Annotated in this window: 12 protein-coding genes; 11 read left to right on the forward strand and 1 reads right to left on the reverse strand. The window is 61.5% G+C overall.

Features of this window, described 5'->3' with window-relative positions; all coding sequences use genetic code 11:
• The first annotated feature begins 354 nt into the window (after nt 1–354).
• The 11 genes from KGB03_RS18300 (at nt 355) to KGB03_RS18350 (ending at nt 13,749) form a co-directional block, all read left to right on the forward strand.
• On the forward strand, nt 355–684 hold the full coding sequence (locus KGB03_RS18300) for a DUF485 domain-containing protein (protein ID WP_218537032.1): 330 nt from the start codon (nt 355–357) through the stop codon (nt 682–684).
• Entirely contained in the window at nt 681–2,330 is a 1,650-nt protein-coding gene (locus KGB03_RS18305; RefSeq protein WP_223528049.1) for a cation acetate symporter, read from the forward strand. The genes KGB03_RS18300 and KGB03_RS18305 overlap by 4 nt, the downstream gene beginning before the upstream one ends.
• 168 nt (nt 2,331–2,498) lie before the next feature.
• Nucleotides 2,499–3,749 carry an OprD family porin gene (locus KGB03_RS18310; protein WP_223528051.1) on the forward strand — a complete coding sequence of 417 codons (1,251 nt, stop codon included), beginning with the start codon at nt 2,499–2,501 and terminating at the stop codon, nt 3,747–3,749.
• Between the two features lie 353 nt (nt 3,750–4,102).
• Nucleotides 4,103–5,806: an AMP-binding protein gene (locus tag KGB03_RS18315; protein ID WP_218537035.1), complete on the forward strand. Its 1,704-nt coding sequence runs from the start codon at nt 4,103–4,105 to the stop codon at nt 5,804–5,806.
• A 102-nt stretch (nt 5,807–5,908) separates the two neighbouring features.
• Entirely contained in the window at nt 5,909–7,417 is a 1,509-nt protein-coding gene (locus tag KGB03_RS18320) for a CoA-acylating methylmalonate-semialdehyde dehydrogenase (protein WP_223528054.1), read from the forward strand.
• 45 nt (nt 7,418–7,462) lie between these two features.
• Complete coding sequence (locus KGB03_RS18325) at nt 7,463–8,236, forward strand: enoyl-CoA hydratase (protein ID WP_223528056.1); 774 nt, start codon at nt 7,463–7,465, stop codon at nt 8,234–8,236.
• A 25-nt stretch (nt 8,237–8,261) separates the two neighbouring features.
• A complete protein-coding gene (mmsB, locus tag KGB03_RS18330; RefSeq protein WP_223528059.1) occupies nt 8,262–9,158 on the forward strand; it encodes a 3-hydroxyisobutyrate dehydrogenase in 897 nt (298 codons plus the stop codon).
• Nucleotides 9,155–10,243 (forward strand): enoyl-CoA hydratase/isomerase family protein, encoded by a 1,089-nt coding sequence (locus tag KGB03_RS18335; protein ID WP_223528062.1) that lies wholly within the window; start codon nt 9,155–9,157, stop codon nt 10,241–10,243. The genes mmsB and KGB03_RS18335 overlap by 4 nt, the downstream gene beginning before the upstream one ends.
• A gap of 18 nt (nt 10,244–10,261) precedes the next feature.
• Nucleotides 10,262–11,413 (forward strand): acyl-CoA dehydrogenase family protein, encoded by a 1,152-nt coding sequence (locus KGB03_RS18340; protein WP_223528065.1) that lies wholly within the window; start codon nt 10,262–10,264, stop codon nt 11,411–11,413.
• 69 nt (nt 11,414–11,482) lie between these two features.
• Nucleotides 11,483–13,111, forward strand: coding sequence for a methyl-accepting chemotaxis protein (locus tag KGB03_RS18345; RefSeq protein WP_223528068.1), 1,629 nt, complete (start codon nt 11,483–11,485; stop codon nt 13,109–13,111).
• A complete protein-coding gene (locus KGB03_RS18350; protein WP_223528071.1) occupies nt 13,108–13,749 on the forward strand; it encodes a TetR/AcrR family transcriptional regulator in 642 nt (213 codons plus the stop codon). Before KGB03_RS18345 ends, KGB03_RS18350 begins: the two co-directional genes overlap by 4 nt.
• A 306-nt stretch (nt 13,750–14,055) precedes the next feature.
• On the opposite strand, the gene KGB03_RS18355 is transcribed toward KGB03_RS18350, so the two are convergent.
• Entirely contained in the window at nt 14,056–14,991 is a 936-nt protein-coding gene (locus KGB03_RS18355; RefSeq protein ID WP_223528075.1) for a helix-turn-helix domain-containing protein, read from the reverse strand.
• Between the last annotated feature and the right edge of the window lie 329 nt (nt 14,992–15,320).

The raw sequence follows: 15,320 nt of genomic DNA on the forward strand, positions 1-15,320 counted from the left end.
ATATACTCGCATTCAGCCTGGTTTGACCAGCATCGTTTCTCAACCGGAAACGCCCAAATTTCAATCAGGGCTGACGGCATGAATGCAGGGAAAAAACACTGCTTTCAAGCCGAAAACAGGCAGCTGTGCGACAGCGCAATCACTGCCACATTCGGCCCCGTCGAGAGCTCATAGACGGGTTCCCTGTCGGCACCTGACCGACGTCATTTCAACACCCCTCGCCTCCGGAAGATCGCCAGGGCAGATACGACTCCAGCAGCATTCAGGTGACGCTCCGCTTCGGGACGTCGCCCGGGTACCCGTACGCCCCTCAAAAGGCCGACATACAACAACAATTAAAAGCGGAGCCTCATCATGACGACTGACCATCCGAACCACGTCCAGACCTGCGCCCAGGTCAGGGCCAATCCCAAGTTCCAGCGACTCACCCGCCAGCGCGCGCTGCTGGCCTGGTCACTGAGCGCCGCCGTCCTGGCTGTCTATTACAGCTTCATCATGGTAGTGGCCTTCGCACCTGCCTGGCTGCACCTGCCGCTGTACGACGGCAGTCATCTCAGCCTCGGCATGCCGATCGGCGTGGCAATTATCCTGCTGTCCTGGCTGCTTACCGCCTGGTATGTGAACACCGCCAACACCCGTTTCGACGCGCTCAGCGCGCAGATCCTCCTGGAGACCCGCGCATGAAACGCCTACTCGCCCTTCTCGCCCTAAGCCCGCTGCTGGCCAACGCCGCAACTATCACCGCGGAGAAGCAACCGCTCAATGTGCATGCCATCGGCATGTTCTTCGTCTTCGTCCTTGCCACGTTGCTGATCACTTGGTGGGCGTCCCGTCGCACGCGCTCCGCTGCCGACTTCTACAGTGCCGGCGGCGGTATCACGGGTTTTCAGAATGGCCTGGCGATCGCCGGTGACTACATGTCGGCAGCCACTTTGCTGGGCCTGTCGAGCATGGTGTTCGCCAAGGGTTACGACGGCTTCGTCTACATCATTGGCTTCTTTGTCGGCTGGCCTATCGTCACCTTCCTGATGGCCGAGCGCTTGCGCAACCTGGGGCGCTACACCTTCGCCGACATCGTCTCCTACCGCCTCGATCAAACCCGCGTACGCAGCTTTGCCGCCCTCGGATCGCTGACCGTGGTGTGCTGCTATCTGGTGGTGCAAATGGTCGGCGCCGGTCAGCTGATCAAACTGTTGTTCGGTCTCGACTACCGCACGGCGGTGGTGGTAGTCGGCGTGTTGATGTTGGTCTACGTGATCTTCGGCGGCATGCTCGCCACCACATGGGTGCAGATCACCAAGGCGGTCCTGCTGCTGGCCGGCGGCACGACCCTGATGCTGATGGCCCTGAGCCGTTTCGGCTTCAGCTTCGAGACGCTGGCCGCCCAAGCCGTGGCGGTGCATGCCAGCGGCGTGCAGATTATGGGCCCGGGCACCTTGCTGGCCGACCCGATCAACGCGGTGTCACTGTCCCTCGGACTGGTCTTCGGCATCGCCGGCCTGCCGCACATTCTGATGCGCTTCTTCACCGTGCCCAATGCAAAGGAAGCGCGCAAATCGGTGCTATTCGCCACGGTGTTCATCGGCTTCTTCTTCCTGGTGGTCTGCATCCTGGGCTACACCGCCATCGTCATCGTCGGCACAGACCCGCAGTACTATGTCGACGGCAAGCTCGGCGGCGCCATGATCGGCGGCGGCAATATGGTTGCCATGCATCTGGCTAAAGCGGTGGGCGGCAACCTGTTTCTCGGATTCCTCTCCGCCGTGGCTTTCGCCACCATTCTCGCCGTCGTGTCCGGTCTGGCCCTGGCGGGTGCCTCGGCCATCTCCCATGACCTTTATGCTTCGGTATTGAAGAAGGGCCGCGCCGACGAGAAAAAGGAAATGCGCGTGTCGCGCATTGCCACCGTCTGCCTGGGCATCGTTGCGATTTCCCTTGGCATTCTGTTCGAGGGCCAGAACATCGCCTTCCTGGTCGGCCTGACGTTCGGCATCGCCGCATCGGCGAATTTCCCGGTACTGATCATGTCCATGTACTGGGGCGGCCTGACCACCCGCGGCGCCCTTTATGGCGGCCTGACCGGCCTGATCAGCGCGCTGGCCCTGGTGGTCTGCTCACCGTCGGTGTGGGTCGGCGTATTGGGCCATGCCCAGGCAATCTTCCCCTACGACCAGCCGGCGCTGTTCTCCATGCCTTTGGCCTTCCTGGTCATCGTGGTGGCGTCCAAACTGGACCGTAGCGAGCGCGCCGACCGTGAGCGCGCTGCCTATGCCGATCAGTTCGTCCGCGCCCAGACTGGCCTGGGCGCTGCAATGGCCAGTAGTCACTAACGCTGCAGCTTTCCGGGGTCTATGCCCCGAGCGCGAGTTCGCCCCTTAGCGTCGCGTTTTTTTACTCCCGCCCTGCGCCGCCCGGCGCAGGGCACCTCCAACGAGTCTTCCCTCCACCGGCCCCGGCCAGTGCGGGAACGGCTTGCTTATAACAACAAGAGGCAAGCAATGAAACCTACCACCCTTACCCTGTTCCTGGCCGGCAGCGGCCTCGCCGTACAGGCTCACGCCGACTTCCTCGCAGACAGCAAGGCCAGCCTGGAACTGCGCAACTTTTACTTCAACCGCGACTATCGCCAGGACAACGCCGCCCAATCCAAACAAGAGGAATGGGCCCAGGGTTTCCTGCTGCGCTATGAATCGGGCTTCACCGACGGTTTGATCGGTGTCGGCTTCGATGCCATCGGCCTGGTCGGCGTCAAGCTTGATTCCAGCCCTGATCGCGCAGGCTCCGGCCTGCTCAAACGCCACCGCGACACGAGCAAAGGTGCGCAGGACGAGTACGGCGAACTGGGCCTGACCGCCAAAGTGCGTGCCTCGAAAAGCACGCTGAAACTCGGCACGCTGCTGCCGAAACTGCCGACGGTACTGGCCAACGATTCACGGCTGTTGCCACAAACTTTCAAGGGCGGTCAGTTGACCTCGCTGGAACTCGAAGGCCTGACGGTGGATGCCGGACGACTGACCCAGGTCAATCAGCGCGACTCCTCGGATTACGAGGACATGGGCATCACCCGCACTGGCGCCAAGGGCATCACCAACCGTCATCTCGACAGCGACAGCTTCGATTTCGCCAGCCTTAACTACAAATGGACCAGCAACCTCGCCACCGGCTACAGCTACGGTCACCTCGACAACTTCTACAGCCAGCACCTGGTCAACTTGACCTACGTGTTGCCGGTGACGACGGGCCAGTCGCTGAAAACGGACCTGCGCTTCGCCCGCTCCACGGATGATGGCGGCAGCAATGTCGATAACAACGCCATCGGCGCAATGTTCACCTACAACCTTGGCGGGCATGCGTTGGGCCTGGGTTATCAAGGCATGAGCGGCGACACCGGCTACGCCTACGTCAACGGCACCGATGCCTTTTTGGTGAACTTCGTGCAGATCGGCGACTTCGCCAGCAAGGACGAAAAGTCCTGGCAGGCGCGCTACGACTACAACTTTGCGGCCATTGGCGTTCCGGGCCTGACCTTCATGACCCGCTACCTCACCGGCGACAATATCGATCTGGGCGGCAATCGTCCGGAAGGCAAGGAATGGGAACGTGATACCGACATTGGTTATGTCGTGCAGAGCGGGCCGCTGAAGAATGTCGGGGTGAAGTGGCGCAACGCGACGGTGCGCTCGACCAACTTCGGCAGCGACCTGGATGAAAACCGCCTGATCCTCAACTATACCCTGGCGCTCTGGTAAATCTCCCCGCCAGACGGGGCCGCTCGCATCGCCTGAGAGTGCGAGTGGCCCCCCAATCCAACGCGCCACCTCTATGATTTTTTTGCACAACGCACCGGTTTTTATGAGCATTTTTAATTGATTTTTGCATGCATATACTGGGCTCAAGCGCCTGGTCATGAACCGCGCCAGACCCAACAAAAACAAACAAGGGCATACACCGTGAAGACATCCATGCTTGCCGCCGTCTCCCCGTTCTCAGGTACCTGCACGCGTCTCGTACGCATTGCTGCCCGCAGCGAAGCCTCCTTCGCCGCCTGACCATCCCGTACCTGTACCCGCGCCGATCGTCACCACGATCGATGGAGACTCCAATGAACAGCAACTGCCAACCGTTCCTCGCCGCTCGAGACTTCCTGCTGGCCCACCGTACCGACTACGCCACTGCCGTGCGTGACTTCCGCTGGCCGCAACTGAACGAGTTCAACTGGGCACTGGATCACTTCGATGCCATGGCCGAGGGCAACCAGGCCAACGCCCTGTGGATCGTTGAAGAAGACGGCAGCGAACAGCGCTACAGCTTCCAGCAACTGGCCTCGCGCTCCAATCAGGTGGCCAACCACTTGCGTGCCCTTGGCGTGCGCCGTGGCGAACGCATCCTGCTGATGCTCGGCAACGACGTCGCCCTGTGGGAAACCATGCTGGCCGCCTTCAAAATCGGCGCCGTGGTCATTCCCGCCACCGCCCTGTTGACCCCGGATGACCTGCGCGACCGCATCGAGCGCGGCCAGGTTCGCCACCTCGTGGTCGGCAATGCCCATGTCGACAAGTTCGTCGGCCTGGGTGAAGGCTGCAGTCGCATCTGCGTCGGTCCGGCCCCCGCCGACTGGACCCCATACAGCGCCGCCAGCGAATATTCCGAGCAGTTCGAAGTCGAGGGCCTCACCCTGGCCAGTGATCCGATGCTGCTGTACTTCACCTCCGGCACCACCTCCAAACCGAAGATGGTGCTGCACAGTCACCAGAGCTACCCGGTCGGCCACCTGTCGACCATGTACTGGATCGGCCTGCAGCCGGGTGACCTGCACTTGAACATCTCGTCACCGGGCTGGGCCAAACATGCCTGGAGCTGCCTCTTCGCACCGTGGAACGCCGGCGCCTGCATCTTCATCCACAACGTCGCGCGCTTCAGCGCTCCGGCCCTGCTTGGCGCGCTGGAGCGCTATGGCGTCACTAGCCTGTGCGCCCCGCCCACCGTGTGGCGCATGCTGATTCAGGAGGACCTGGCCAGTTACAAGGAGCGCTTGAAACTGCGTGAACTGGTGGGCGCCGGTGAGCCGCTCAACCCGGAGATCATCGAGCAGATCCTGCATGCCTGGGACTTGCCACTGCGCGACGGCTTCGGCCAGTCGGAAACCACCGCGCTGGTCGGTAACACACCCGGCCAACTGCTCAAACCCGGCTCCATGGGCCGTCCGCTACCGGGCTACCAGGTGACCATGCTTGACCCCGACGGCGTACCCGGCAACGAGGGAGAAGTAGCCCTGCCGCTGGACGTGCGACCACTCGGTCTGATGTTGTGCTACGAGGACAGCCCGGAAAAAACCGCCGAAGTGATGCGCGACGGTTACTACCGCACCGGCGATACCGCACAGATCGACGAAGAGGGCTACATCACCTTCGTCGGCCGTGCCGACGACGTGTTCAAGGCTTCCGACTACCGCATCAGCCCCTTCGAACTGGAAAGCGCACTGATCGAACACCCGGCCGTGATGGAAGTGGCCGTGGTGCCGAGCCCTGATCCGGTGCGCCTGGCAGTGCCCAAGGCCTATCTGATCCTGGCCCATGACGAACCCGGAAGCGCTGAACTCGCCGCCAACATCCTCGCCTTCGCCCGCGAGCACCTGGCGCCCTATAAGCGGGTACGGCGCATCGAATTTGTCAGTGAGCTACCCAAGACCATCTCCGGGAAGATTCGCCGGGTGGAATTGCGGCAAATGGAAGTGCAGCGTCGCCAGGGTGACGCACGAGGCCCGCAGGAATACTTCGAAGAAGACTTCCCGCAACTCAAGGGCTGAACCCGGGCCGGTACGCCGGCCATTCTGAATTCAAACGCGACCGCTCGGCCAATCAGGCCGAGGGGCCTCACTCGACTCAAAAAAAGTAGACAGGACCCGAAAATGACCTCCTCCAGCATTCCTAGCGTCAAGCTTCTCATCAACGGCGAATTCGTCGAATCGCGCAGCACCCAATGGCGCGACGTGATCAACCCGGCTACCCAGGAAGTCCTGGCCCGCGTCCCCTTCGCCACCGCCGAAGAAATGAACGCCGCCGTGGCCAGCGCCAAAGAAGCCTTCAAGACCTGGCGCAAAACGCCGATTGGCGTCCGCTCCCGGATTTTCTTCAAATACCAGCAACTGATCCGCGAGAACATCAAGGAACTGGCAGCACTGCTCACCGCCGAACAGGGCAAAACCCTGCCGGATGCAGAAGGTGATGTGTTCCGCGGTCTGGAGGTGGTCGAGCACGCCGCCTCCATTGGCAATCTGCAGATGGGTGAGTTGGCCAACAACGTCGCCAATGGCGTCGACACCTACACCTTGATGCAGCCGCTGGGCGTGTGCGCCGGCATCACCCCGTTCAACTTCCCGGCGATGATCCCGTTGTGGATGTTCCCGATGGCCATCGCCACCGGCAACACCTTCATCCTCAAGCCGTCCGAGCAGGATCCGCTGGTGACCATGCGCCTGGTGGAACTGGCGCTCGAGGCCGGTGTACCGAAGGGAGTGCTCAACGTCATCCACGGTGGCGTCGACGCGGTGAACCTGATCTGCGACCACCCGGACATCAAGGCCGTGTCCTTCGTCGGTTCGACCAAGGTCGGCACACACGTCTACAACCGCGCTACCCAGAATGGCAAGCGTGCACAGTGCATGATGGGCGCGAAGAATCATGCCATCGTCCTGCCCGATGCCAACAAACAGCAGACCCTGAACAACCTGCTGGGTGCTTCCTTTGGCGCTGCGGGCCAGCGCTGCATGGCTCTGCCAGTGGTGATCCTGGTCGGTGAAGCGCAGGCCTGGTTGCCGGACCTGATCGAGCGAACCAAGACCCTCAAGATCAATGGCGGCACCGAACCAGGCACCGACATCGGCCCGGTGATCTCCTGCGCGGCTCTGGATCGCGTCAACAGCCTGATCGCCAGCGGCATCGAAGAAGGCGCCAGGCTCGAACTGGATGGACGCAACCCAAGTGTGCCTGGCTACCAGGACGGCAACTTCGTCGGCCCGACCATCTTCTCCGGCGTCACTGCACAAATGTCCGTATACCGCGAAGAAATCTTCGGCCCGGTGCTGTGCGTCATGCACGCCGCCAGCCTGAGCGAAGCGATCGAGATCATCAACGCCAACCCGAATGGCAACGGTACTGCCCTGTTCACCCGTTCCGGCGCTGCCGCGCGTCACTTCCAGGAAGAGATCGACGTCGGCCAGGTAGGCATCAACGTGCCGATCCCGGTACCGGTCCCGCTGTTCTCGTTCTCCGGTTCGCGCGCCTCCAAACTCGGTGACCTGGGCCCCTACGGCAAACAAGTGGTGACCTTCTACACCCAGACCAAGACGGTCACCCAGCGCTGGTTCGACGAAGACGACACCAGCGGTGCGGTAAACACCACCATCACCCTGAAATGACCTTTGCTGGCCGGCGCCAAGCGCCGGCCAGTCAGGAGCTGAAAGATGGAATACCAAACTTTACTGGTCGACGTGCAACAGCGCGTGGGCCTGATCACCCTCAACCGGCCACAGGCGCTCAATGCGCTGAACAGCCAATTGATCGCCGAACTGAACCAGGCCCTTGATCGTCTGGAGGCCGACCCTGAAATCGGCTGCCTGGTCATCACCGGATCGACCAAGGCCTTTGCCGCCGGCGCTGACATCAAAGAGATGGCCGCGCTGAGTTATCCGCAGATCTATCTGGACGATTTCTTCGCGACCGCCGACCGCATCGGCGCCCGGCGCAAGCCAATGATTGCCGCAGTGGCTGGCTACGCGTTGGGTGGCGGCTGCGAGTTGGCGCTGATGTGCGACTTCATCTACGCCGCCGATAACGCCCGCTTCGGTCTTCCGGAACTGAACCTGGGAGTGATCCCCGGGATTGGTGGCACCCAGCGCCTGAGCCGCGCCGTTGGCAAGTCCAAAGCCATGGAGATGTGCCTGACTGGCCGCCAGCTCGGCGCCGAGGAAGCTGAGCGCGCCAATCTGGTGGCCCGTGTTTTCCCCGTCGCAGAGTTACTGGAACGAACCCTGGAAGTCGCCCGCGGCATTGCCGGCAAGTCGTTACCGGCGGCCATGATGATCAAGGAATGCGTCAACCGCGCTGAAGAAATCAGCCTCAGCGAAGGCATACGTTTCGAGCGTCGGTTGTTCCATTCGCTGTTTGCCGGCCACGACCAAAAGGAAGGCATGCAAGCCTTCGTCGAAAAGCGCGTGCCGAATTTCCTGCACCGCTGATCCCCACTCGCAAAAGGTAGTCATCATGCATATCGGATTTCTCGGCCTCGGCAACATGGGCGGCCCAATGGCCCGCAACCTGCTCAAGGCGGGACACAGCCTGACCGTTTTCGATCCTTTCCCCCAGGCGGTCGCCGCCCTGGTGGAGGCCGGTGCCAGCGCCGCTGACTCCCCCGCCGCTGTGGCCAAGGCCAGGGTTGAGGTGATCATCACCATGTTGCCGACCGCCGACCATGTGAAGCAGGTCTATCGCGGCAAGGAGGGCCTGTTGGCCAATATTGGCCAGGGCGTGCTGTTGATCGACAGTTCGACCATTGACCCGCTCAGTGCCCGCGAAGTGGCCAAATTCGCCCTTGCCCAAGGCAACCCGATGCTCGACGCGCCGGTATCCGGCGGCACCGGTGGCGCGACGGCAGGCACCCTGACCTTTATGGTCGGCGGCCCGGTCAGCGTATTCGACCAGGCCCTGCCAATCCTCTCGGCCATGGGCAGGAACATCGTGCACTGCGGCGCAGCAGGTAACGGCCAAGTGGCCAAGATCGCCAACAACATGCTGCTCGGCATCTCCATGGTCGGCGTCGCCGAGGCCATGGCCCTGGGTGTGGCCCTGGGCATGGACGCCAAGGTGCTGGCCGGTGTCATCGGCACCTCCACCGGTCGCTGCTGGAGCTCGGAGATCAACAATCCGTTCCCGGGCGTGCTGGAAAACGCTCCGGCCTCGCGTGGTTACAGTGGCGGCTTTGGTACCGACCTGATGCTCAAGGACCTCGGCCTCGCCACCGAAGCAGCGAAACATGTGCGTCAGCCGGTGGTGCTCGGTGCTGCCGCCCAGCAGCTGTACCAGACCTTCAGCCTGCAAGGTAATGGCGGCCTGGACTTCTCCGCCATCATCAAACTGTTTCGTGGAGAAGCAAAAGCATGAGCGAGCAGCAAGCCCCGGTGCTGGCCAGTGTGCGCAACCGCATCGGCCACCTGACGCTGAATCGACCAAGCGCGTTGAACACCCTGGACCTGCCCATGGTGACACTGTTGTGCCGGTACCTGTGGGTCTGGGAACAGGACCCGGAGATCGTCGCCGTGACCCTTCGTGGCGCCGGGGAAAAAGCCTTCTGTGCCGGTGGCGACATCCGCATGCTGTACGACAGTCACAAGGCCGGCGACAACCTGCACGAGCTGTTTCTCGAGGAAGAGTACGCCCTGGATGAGTACCTGCATGGCTATTCCAAACCGGTGCTCGCGCTGCTGGATGGGTTCGTCTTGGGTGGCGGTATGGGGCTGGCACAGGCGGCCTCACTGCGGGTGATCACCGAGCGCACGCGGATGGGTATGCCGGAAGTCGGCATCGGCTTTTTCCCCGATGTCGGCGGCAGCTATTTCCTACCGCGCCTTCCGGGTGAGCTGGGTATCTATCTGGGGGTCACAGGCTGCCAGGTACGTGCCGCCGATGCCCTCTATGCCAACTTGGCTGACTACTGCCTGCCCAGTGAGCAACTGGCCGAACTGGATGCCGCGCTGGATCAGTTGAACTGGACCGGTGCGCCGGACCAAGACCTGCAAGACCTGCTCGGCGGCATGGCCACCGAGCGTATAGCGGGGTCGGAGCTCAAGGCCTATCGCCAGGTGATCGATGAATATTTCGCCCTGCCCGATGTGCCGGCCATACGCACCGCCCTGCAGCGCGAGCAGCGTCCTGAGTTACGCGACTGGGCCGAACAAACGGTCAAGCTGCTCGACAGCCGTTCGCCTCTGGCGATGGCCGTGACCCTGGAGTTGCTGCGCCGCGGCCGTTACCTGAGCCTGGCCGACTGCTTTGCCCTGGAGTTGCACCTGGACTATCAGTGGTTCGACAAAGGCGACCTGATGGAGGGCGTGCGCGCCTTGATCATCGACAAGGACAAAACTCCGCGCTGGAACCCGCCAACCCTGGCGGAACTGGCACCACCGCGGGTGCAATCCTTTTTCAGCGGCTTCCGCCCGGCCTCCGCCAACCCTCTTCGCACCGCCTGATCGGCAGGAGACACTGCAATGCACGATATCGAATTGACCGAAGAACAACGCATGATCCGCGACATGGCGCGCGACTTTGCCCGCAGCGAAGTCGGCCCGCATGCCCAAGCCTGGGAGAAGGCCGGCTGGATCGATGACGCCGTGGTGGCGCAGATGGGTGAACTGGGCCTGCTGGGCATGGTAGTGCCGGACACCTGGGGTGGCAGCTACACCGACTATGTGGCCTACGCCCTGGCCGTGGAGGAAATCTCGGCTGGCGACGGTGCCCTCGGCGCATTGATGAGCATCCACAATTCAGTGGGCTGCGGCCCCCTGCTGGAATATGGCAGCCCGACTCAGCAAGACGACTGGTTGCCGCTTCTAGCCAGCGGCCAAGCCATAGGCTGCTTCTGCTTGACCGAGCCGCAGGCCGGCACCGAAGCACACAACCTGCGCACCCGCGCCGAACTGCATGATGGGCAGTGGGTGCTCAGCGGTGCCAAGCAGTTCGTCAGTAACGGCGAGCGCGCCAAGCTGGCCATCGTTTTCGCCGTCACCGATCCGGAACGGGGCAAGAAGGGGCTGTCGGCCTTCCTGGTACCGACCGACAACCCTGGTTTCGTGGTCGACCGCCGTGAGCACAAAATGGGGATCAAGGCCTCGGATACCTGCGCGGTGACCCTGAACAACTGCACGATCCCCGAGGCGAACCTGTTGGGCGAACGCGGCAAGGGCCTGGCCATTGCCCTGTCCAACCTGGAAGGTGGTCGCATTGGTATCGCCGCCCAGGCCTTGGGCATCGCCCGCGCCGCTTTCGAGGCCGCGCTGGGGTATGCCCGCGAACGGGTCCAATTCGGCAAGCCGATCATCGAACACCAAAGCGTATCCAACTTGCTCGCCGATATGCACACCCGGCTCAATGCCACCCGACTGCTGGTGCTGCATGCCGCACGCCTGAAAAGCGCCGGGCAACCGTGTCTGTCAGAAGCCTCGCAGGCCAAGCTGTTCGCCTCGGAAATGGCCGAGCGCGTGTGCTCCAGCGCCATGCAGATCCATGGCGGCTATGGCTACCTGGAGGATTACCCGGTGGAGCGTTACTACCGCGATGCACGCATCACCCAGATCTACGAAGGCACCAGCGAGGTCCAACGCCTGTTGATCGCCCGCGAGCTGGCCCACTACGCGCTCTGAGTCCCCCCGTCCGGATGCGCCCGCCGCGTCCGGACGCCCACTTTTCTGCCCCTCCTTGTGGAGTTGCCCATGCCCCGCTTGCGCAATATTCCCATCAACCGCCGACTGTGGTTGATCCTGCTGACGTCCATCCTGATGCTGCTGACTCTCGCCGGCATGATGCTCAAGCAGAACTATGACAACCTGTATGCAGCCAAGGCGCTGAAAACCCGTCACGTGGTCGAGACGGCCAGCGGCATCCTGCGCCACTTCCAAAACCTGGAAGAACACGGGCTCAGTCGGGAACAGGCGCAGCAGCAGGCTATCGCGGTAATACGCGATCTGCGCTATGACCACGGGGAGTACTTCTGGCTCGAAGACCTCGACACGCGCATGATCCTGCATCCCAATGCCAAGCTTGAAGGCAAGCGCATGGCTGGCACCCTCGACCCTGATGGCAAGGCGCTCTTTGACGAGATGGTTGCCGTGGCGAAACGCGACGGCTCAGGCCTGGTGAGTTACCGCTGGCCCAAGCCGGGTTCCGACGCGCCGGTGGAGAAGGTTTCCTACGTCGAACTGTTCAAGCCCTGGGGCTGGATCGTCGGCTCGGGTATCTACATTGACGACGTGCAAGTCGAGTTCCGCCGCCAGCTGGTACACACCTTCGTCATCCTGATAATGATCACCCTGCTACTCAGCGCGCTGATCCTGCTGATTGCCCGCAGCATCGCCTCGCCACTGGCGCAAGCGGTCGATGCCATGCAGAACATCGCCAGCGGCGATGCCGACCTGACCCGCAACCTGGACAGCCAGTGGCGCGACGAGCTGACCGCCCTCAACGGCCACTTCAACGTGTTCACCAACAAGCTACGCACTGTGATCGGCCAATCTATGCAAACCGCCGGCAGCCTGAACCAGGCCTCGCAATCACTCGCTGAGATTGCCAGCGATAGCCAGCGCCACAGCCAGCAACAGTCCCAGCAGATGGAACTGGTGGCCACCGCCATTCACGAGGTTTCTTACGCCGTGCAGGAAGTGGCGAAGAACGCCGAACACGCCGCCAACGAAGTACGCCAGGCCGATGAGCAGGCACGCCAGGGCCAGCACAATATTGACAACAGCCTGAGCCAGATCGACCAGTTGTCCGAGACCATCGGCCAGGCTGTCGAGGTGATCCAGAGCCTGGCCCAGGAAAGCACCCAGATCGGCAGTGTGCTGGAAGTCATTCGCGCCATCGCCGAGCAGACCAACCTGTTGGCGCTGAATGCCGCCATTGAGGCGGCGCGCGCTGGCGAACAGGGCCGCGGCTTCGCCGTGGTAGCAGACGAAGTGCGCCTGCTGGCCCAGCGCACTCAGCAGTCCATCGCACAGATCCAGGGCATGATCGAGCGCCTGCAGGGCAACTCGAAAGCGGCGGTGAAGGTCATCAATACCAGCAGCCAAGCCGCTCAACAAACCGTCGAACAGGCCCGCCTAACCGGTGAAAGCCTGCACCAGATTCTCAGCGCGCTGCGCAATCTCACCGAACTGAACGCCTCGATCGCCAGCGCCACCCTGGAGCAGTCCCATGTGGTCGAGGACATCAACCAGAATGTCACCCGTGCAGCTTCGCTGGCCCACGAAAATGCCCAGGCAGCAGGCCGGTCCAACGAGGCCAGCCAGGAACTGGGCCAACTGGCGGGTCAGCTGAATCGGCTGTTGGGGCAGTTTCGGGTATGAAGGTGATGGCGGTACCTGTCGAACAAGGGCACCACTCGCGCTACCTGGAAACCCGCCACAAGGCGCTCGAGCTGTTCGCCAGGTGTGGCTTCAGCCGGGTAAGCATGCGCGACCTCGCCACTTATCTGGGGATCAATGTCGGCTCCATTTACAACCACATCGATAGCAAGGAAGCCCTGCTGTTCGAGCTGATCGAGGAACTCTACGAACAGTTGCTTCACGGCGCTAGCCTGGTGAATCGCCGCAAATCCGCACCGGCGGTACGACTGCACGGTCTGCTTGAGGCGCACCTCCTGCTACACGAGCGCATGGGGGCGCATTTCCGCCTGGCAGAGTACGACCTCCATTGCCTGAGCAGCGAACAGCATGCCTTGATCCTGAGCCTGCGCCGACGCTACGAGGAGTACCTGGTGGAAACTATAGAACAGCTCACCGGCAAACCGACCAGTGCCACCCGGCGTGCCACCTTGAGCGGCATCGTGTCCCTCCTCAACCAACTGCCAGCCTGGGTTGGGGAGCCCCACGCAAGCAAGGGAGTACGCCGCAAGCTGCTGCATGACATGGTGATGAGTACCCTCCAGGGTGCGTTGCAGGCGACTCATACCTCTGGCTCTGAACTCTCGTCAAAGCCGGGCTAATGGCCGGACGCTGAACATAAATCTCATGCACAAAAAAACGCCACTCATTGAGTGCAATGCTGTTCACTTAAGCGCGGCGTCCACATTTGTGGCGAGGGGATTTAGCGAAACGTCGCACCGCCCCGTTGGGCTGCGAAGCGGCCCCAGCGTCTTTTCAGACAGACTAAGTTGCCTGGATTACGACTGCTTCGCAGCCGATACGGGGATAAATCCCCTCGCCACAGGTTCTAGCTCGACTGAAGAATGTCTTAAGTGAACAGAATTACACTCATTGAGTGGCGTTTTTTGTGAATCCTGGAGCCTTTCTCAAGTTCTGCGCAGGAGCGTATGAGGAGCCACACCAAAGGCCTTGCGAAAAGCATGACTGTAATGGGAGAAATCGGAGAAACCGAAATCCAGTGCAGCTTGAGAAATGCTGCGTACCTGGCCGCGTTCTATTGCCTCGCGACTGGCGATCAGGCGCTCTTTCCAGATCTCCGCGACCGGCGTTTTCTGGTAACGGGCGAACGCGCGAGTGACGGTTCGCGTGGACACATAATGCACTTGAGCGATGCGCTCGATCGACAGGTCTGGATCGGTCAGATTCTGCTGGATGTAGTTCATGATCCGACCATAAAGATCCAGCTCCTCATGGGTTGTCTTCAAATCCTGGAGTTCCAGGCTGATCGCCAGGAGGTCAAGCAAGGTGTTAGAAAATCGGCTGGATAGCCCCTCGTCTTGAAAGCTCGCAGGAATGCTCGCCGCTTGATGCAACATCTCGCGCAATGGAATCACCCCTGGACGGCGATCGTCCAGAACCACGGCGGTGCAACTTGCTACGCCCGGCAACCGCTGGCTGAGCAACTGTCGCGGAATGCGGACCAAGTGGTTTTCGGTACCACCCAGGCTGAATCGGAACGTCTGGGATGCGTCATAAAGAAACAAATTGTCCGCCGCCAGCGTCGCCCTGCGTCCTGCCTGCTCCAATTCACCATAGCCACGCCGGGTGAAACCGAGCCATAGATCTTCATCAGGACCACTGCGCAAATGCTGGGAGGAGCGCTCCCAAAAATGCAGTGGCGAGGACAACGTGCAGATGTCCAGCGGCCCCATGCCGTGCACCTCCAACGCCCCGTTGAAATCGCTCTGCGCCAACGGTTTGCTGTCGGCCACGAGGCAGTGACGGCACACCACTTCTTTCCAGTAATCAAAGCGACGTGGAGCCGCAACGGCAAGGGTTGAATACTGATTGCTTTGACTCATGGCATTCACCTCACGGCGGCGGCTGGACAACAACGGTGACGGTAACGTTGGTTCCCTGTTTAGCAAATAGCAGGCCACTCCCCTTTTGGGCTGCCAACGATTCAGACAGTTGCATATCCGAATCCCGCTGACACCTGACACCTGACACCTGACACTGATTACACCTGCCCGATATCGATGCACACACTCGCCTGCTGACGAAGCGTGCGCACCAATTCAACGCATCGTAATCCTGTTTTCAGGGCCTGTCCTTTCTAGCCAAACGGTTGTCCGTACGAGCCAAGCGTACCGTGCCGTCCCCGCCTAACTTCTACCCCACACCGTGCCCC

Origin of the sequence: Pseudomonas sp. BF-B-26 (assembly GCF_019956495.1) — a bacterium.
GTDB lineage: Bacteria > Pseudomonadota > Gammaproteobacteria > Pseudomonadales > Pseudomonadaceae > Aquipseudomonas.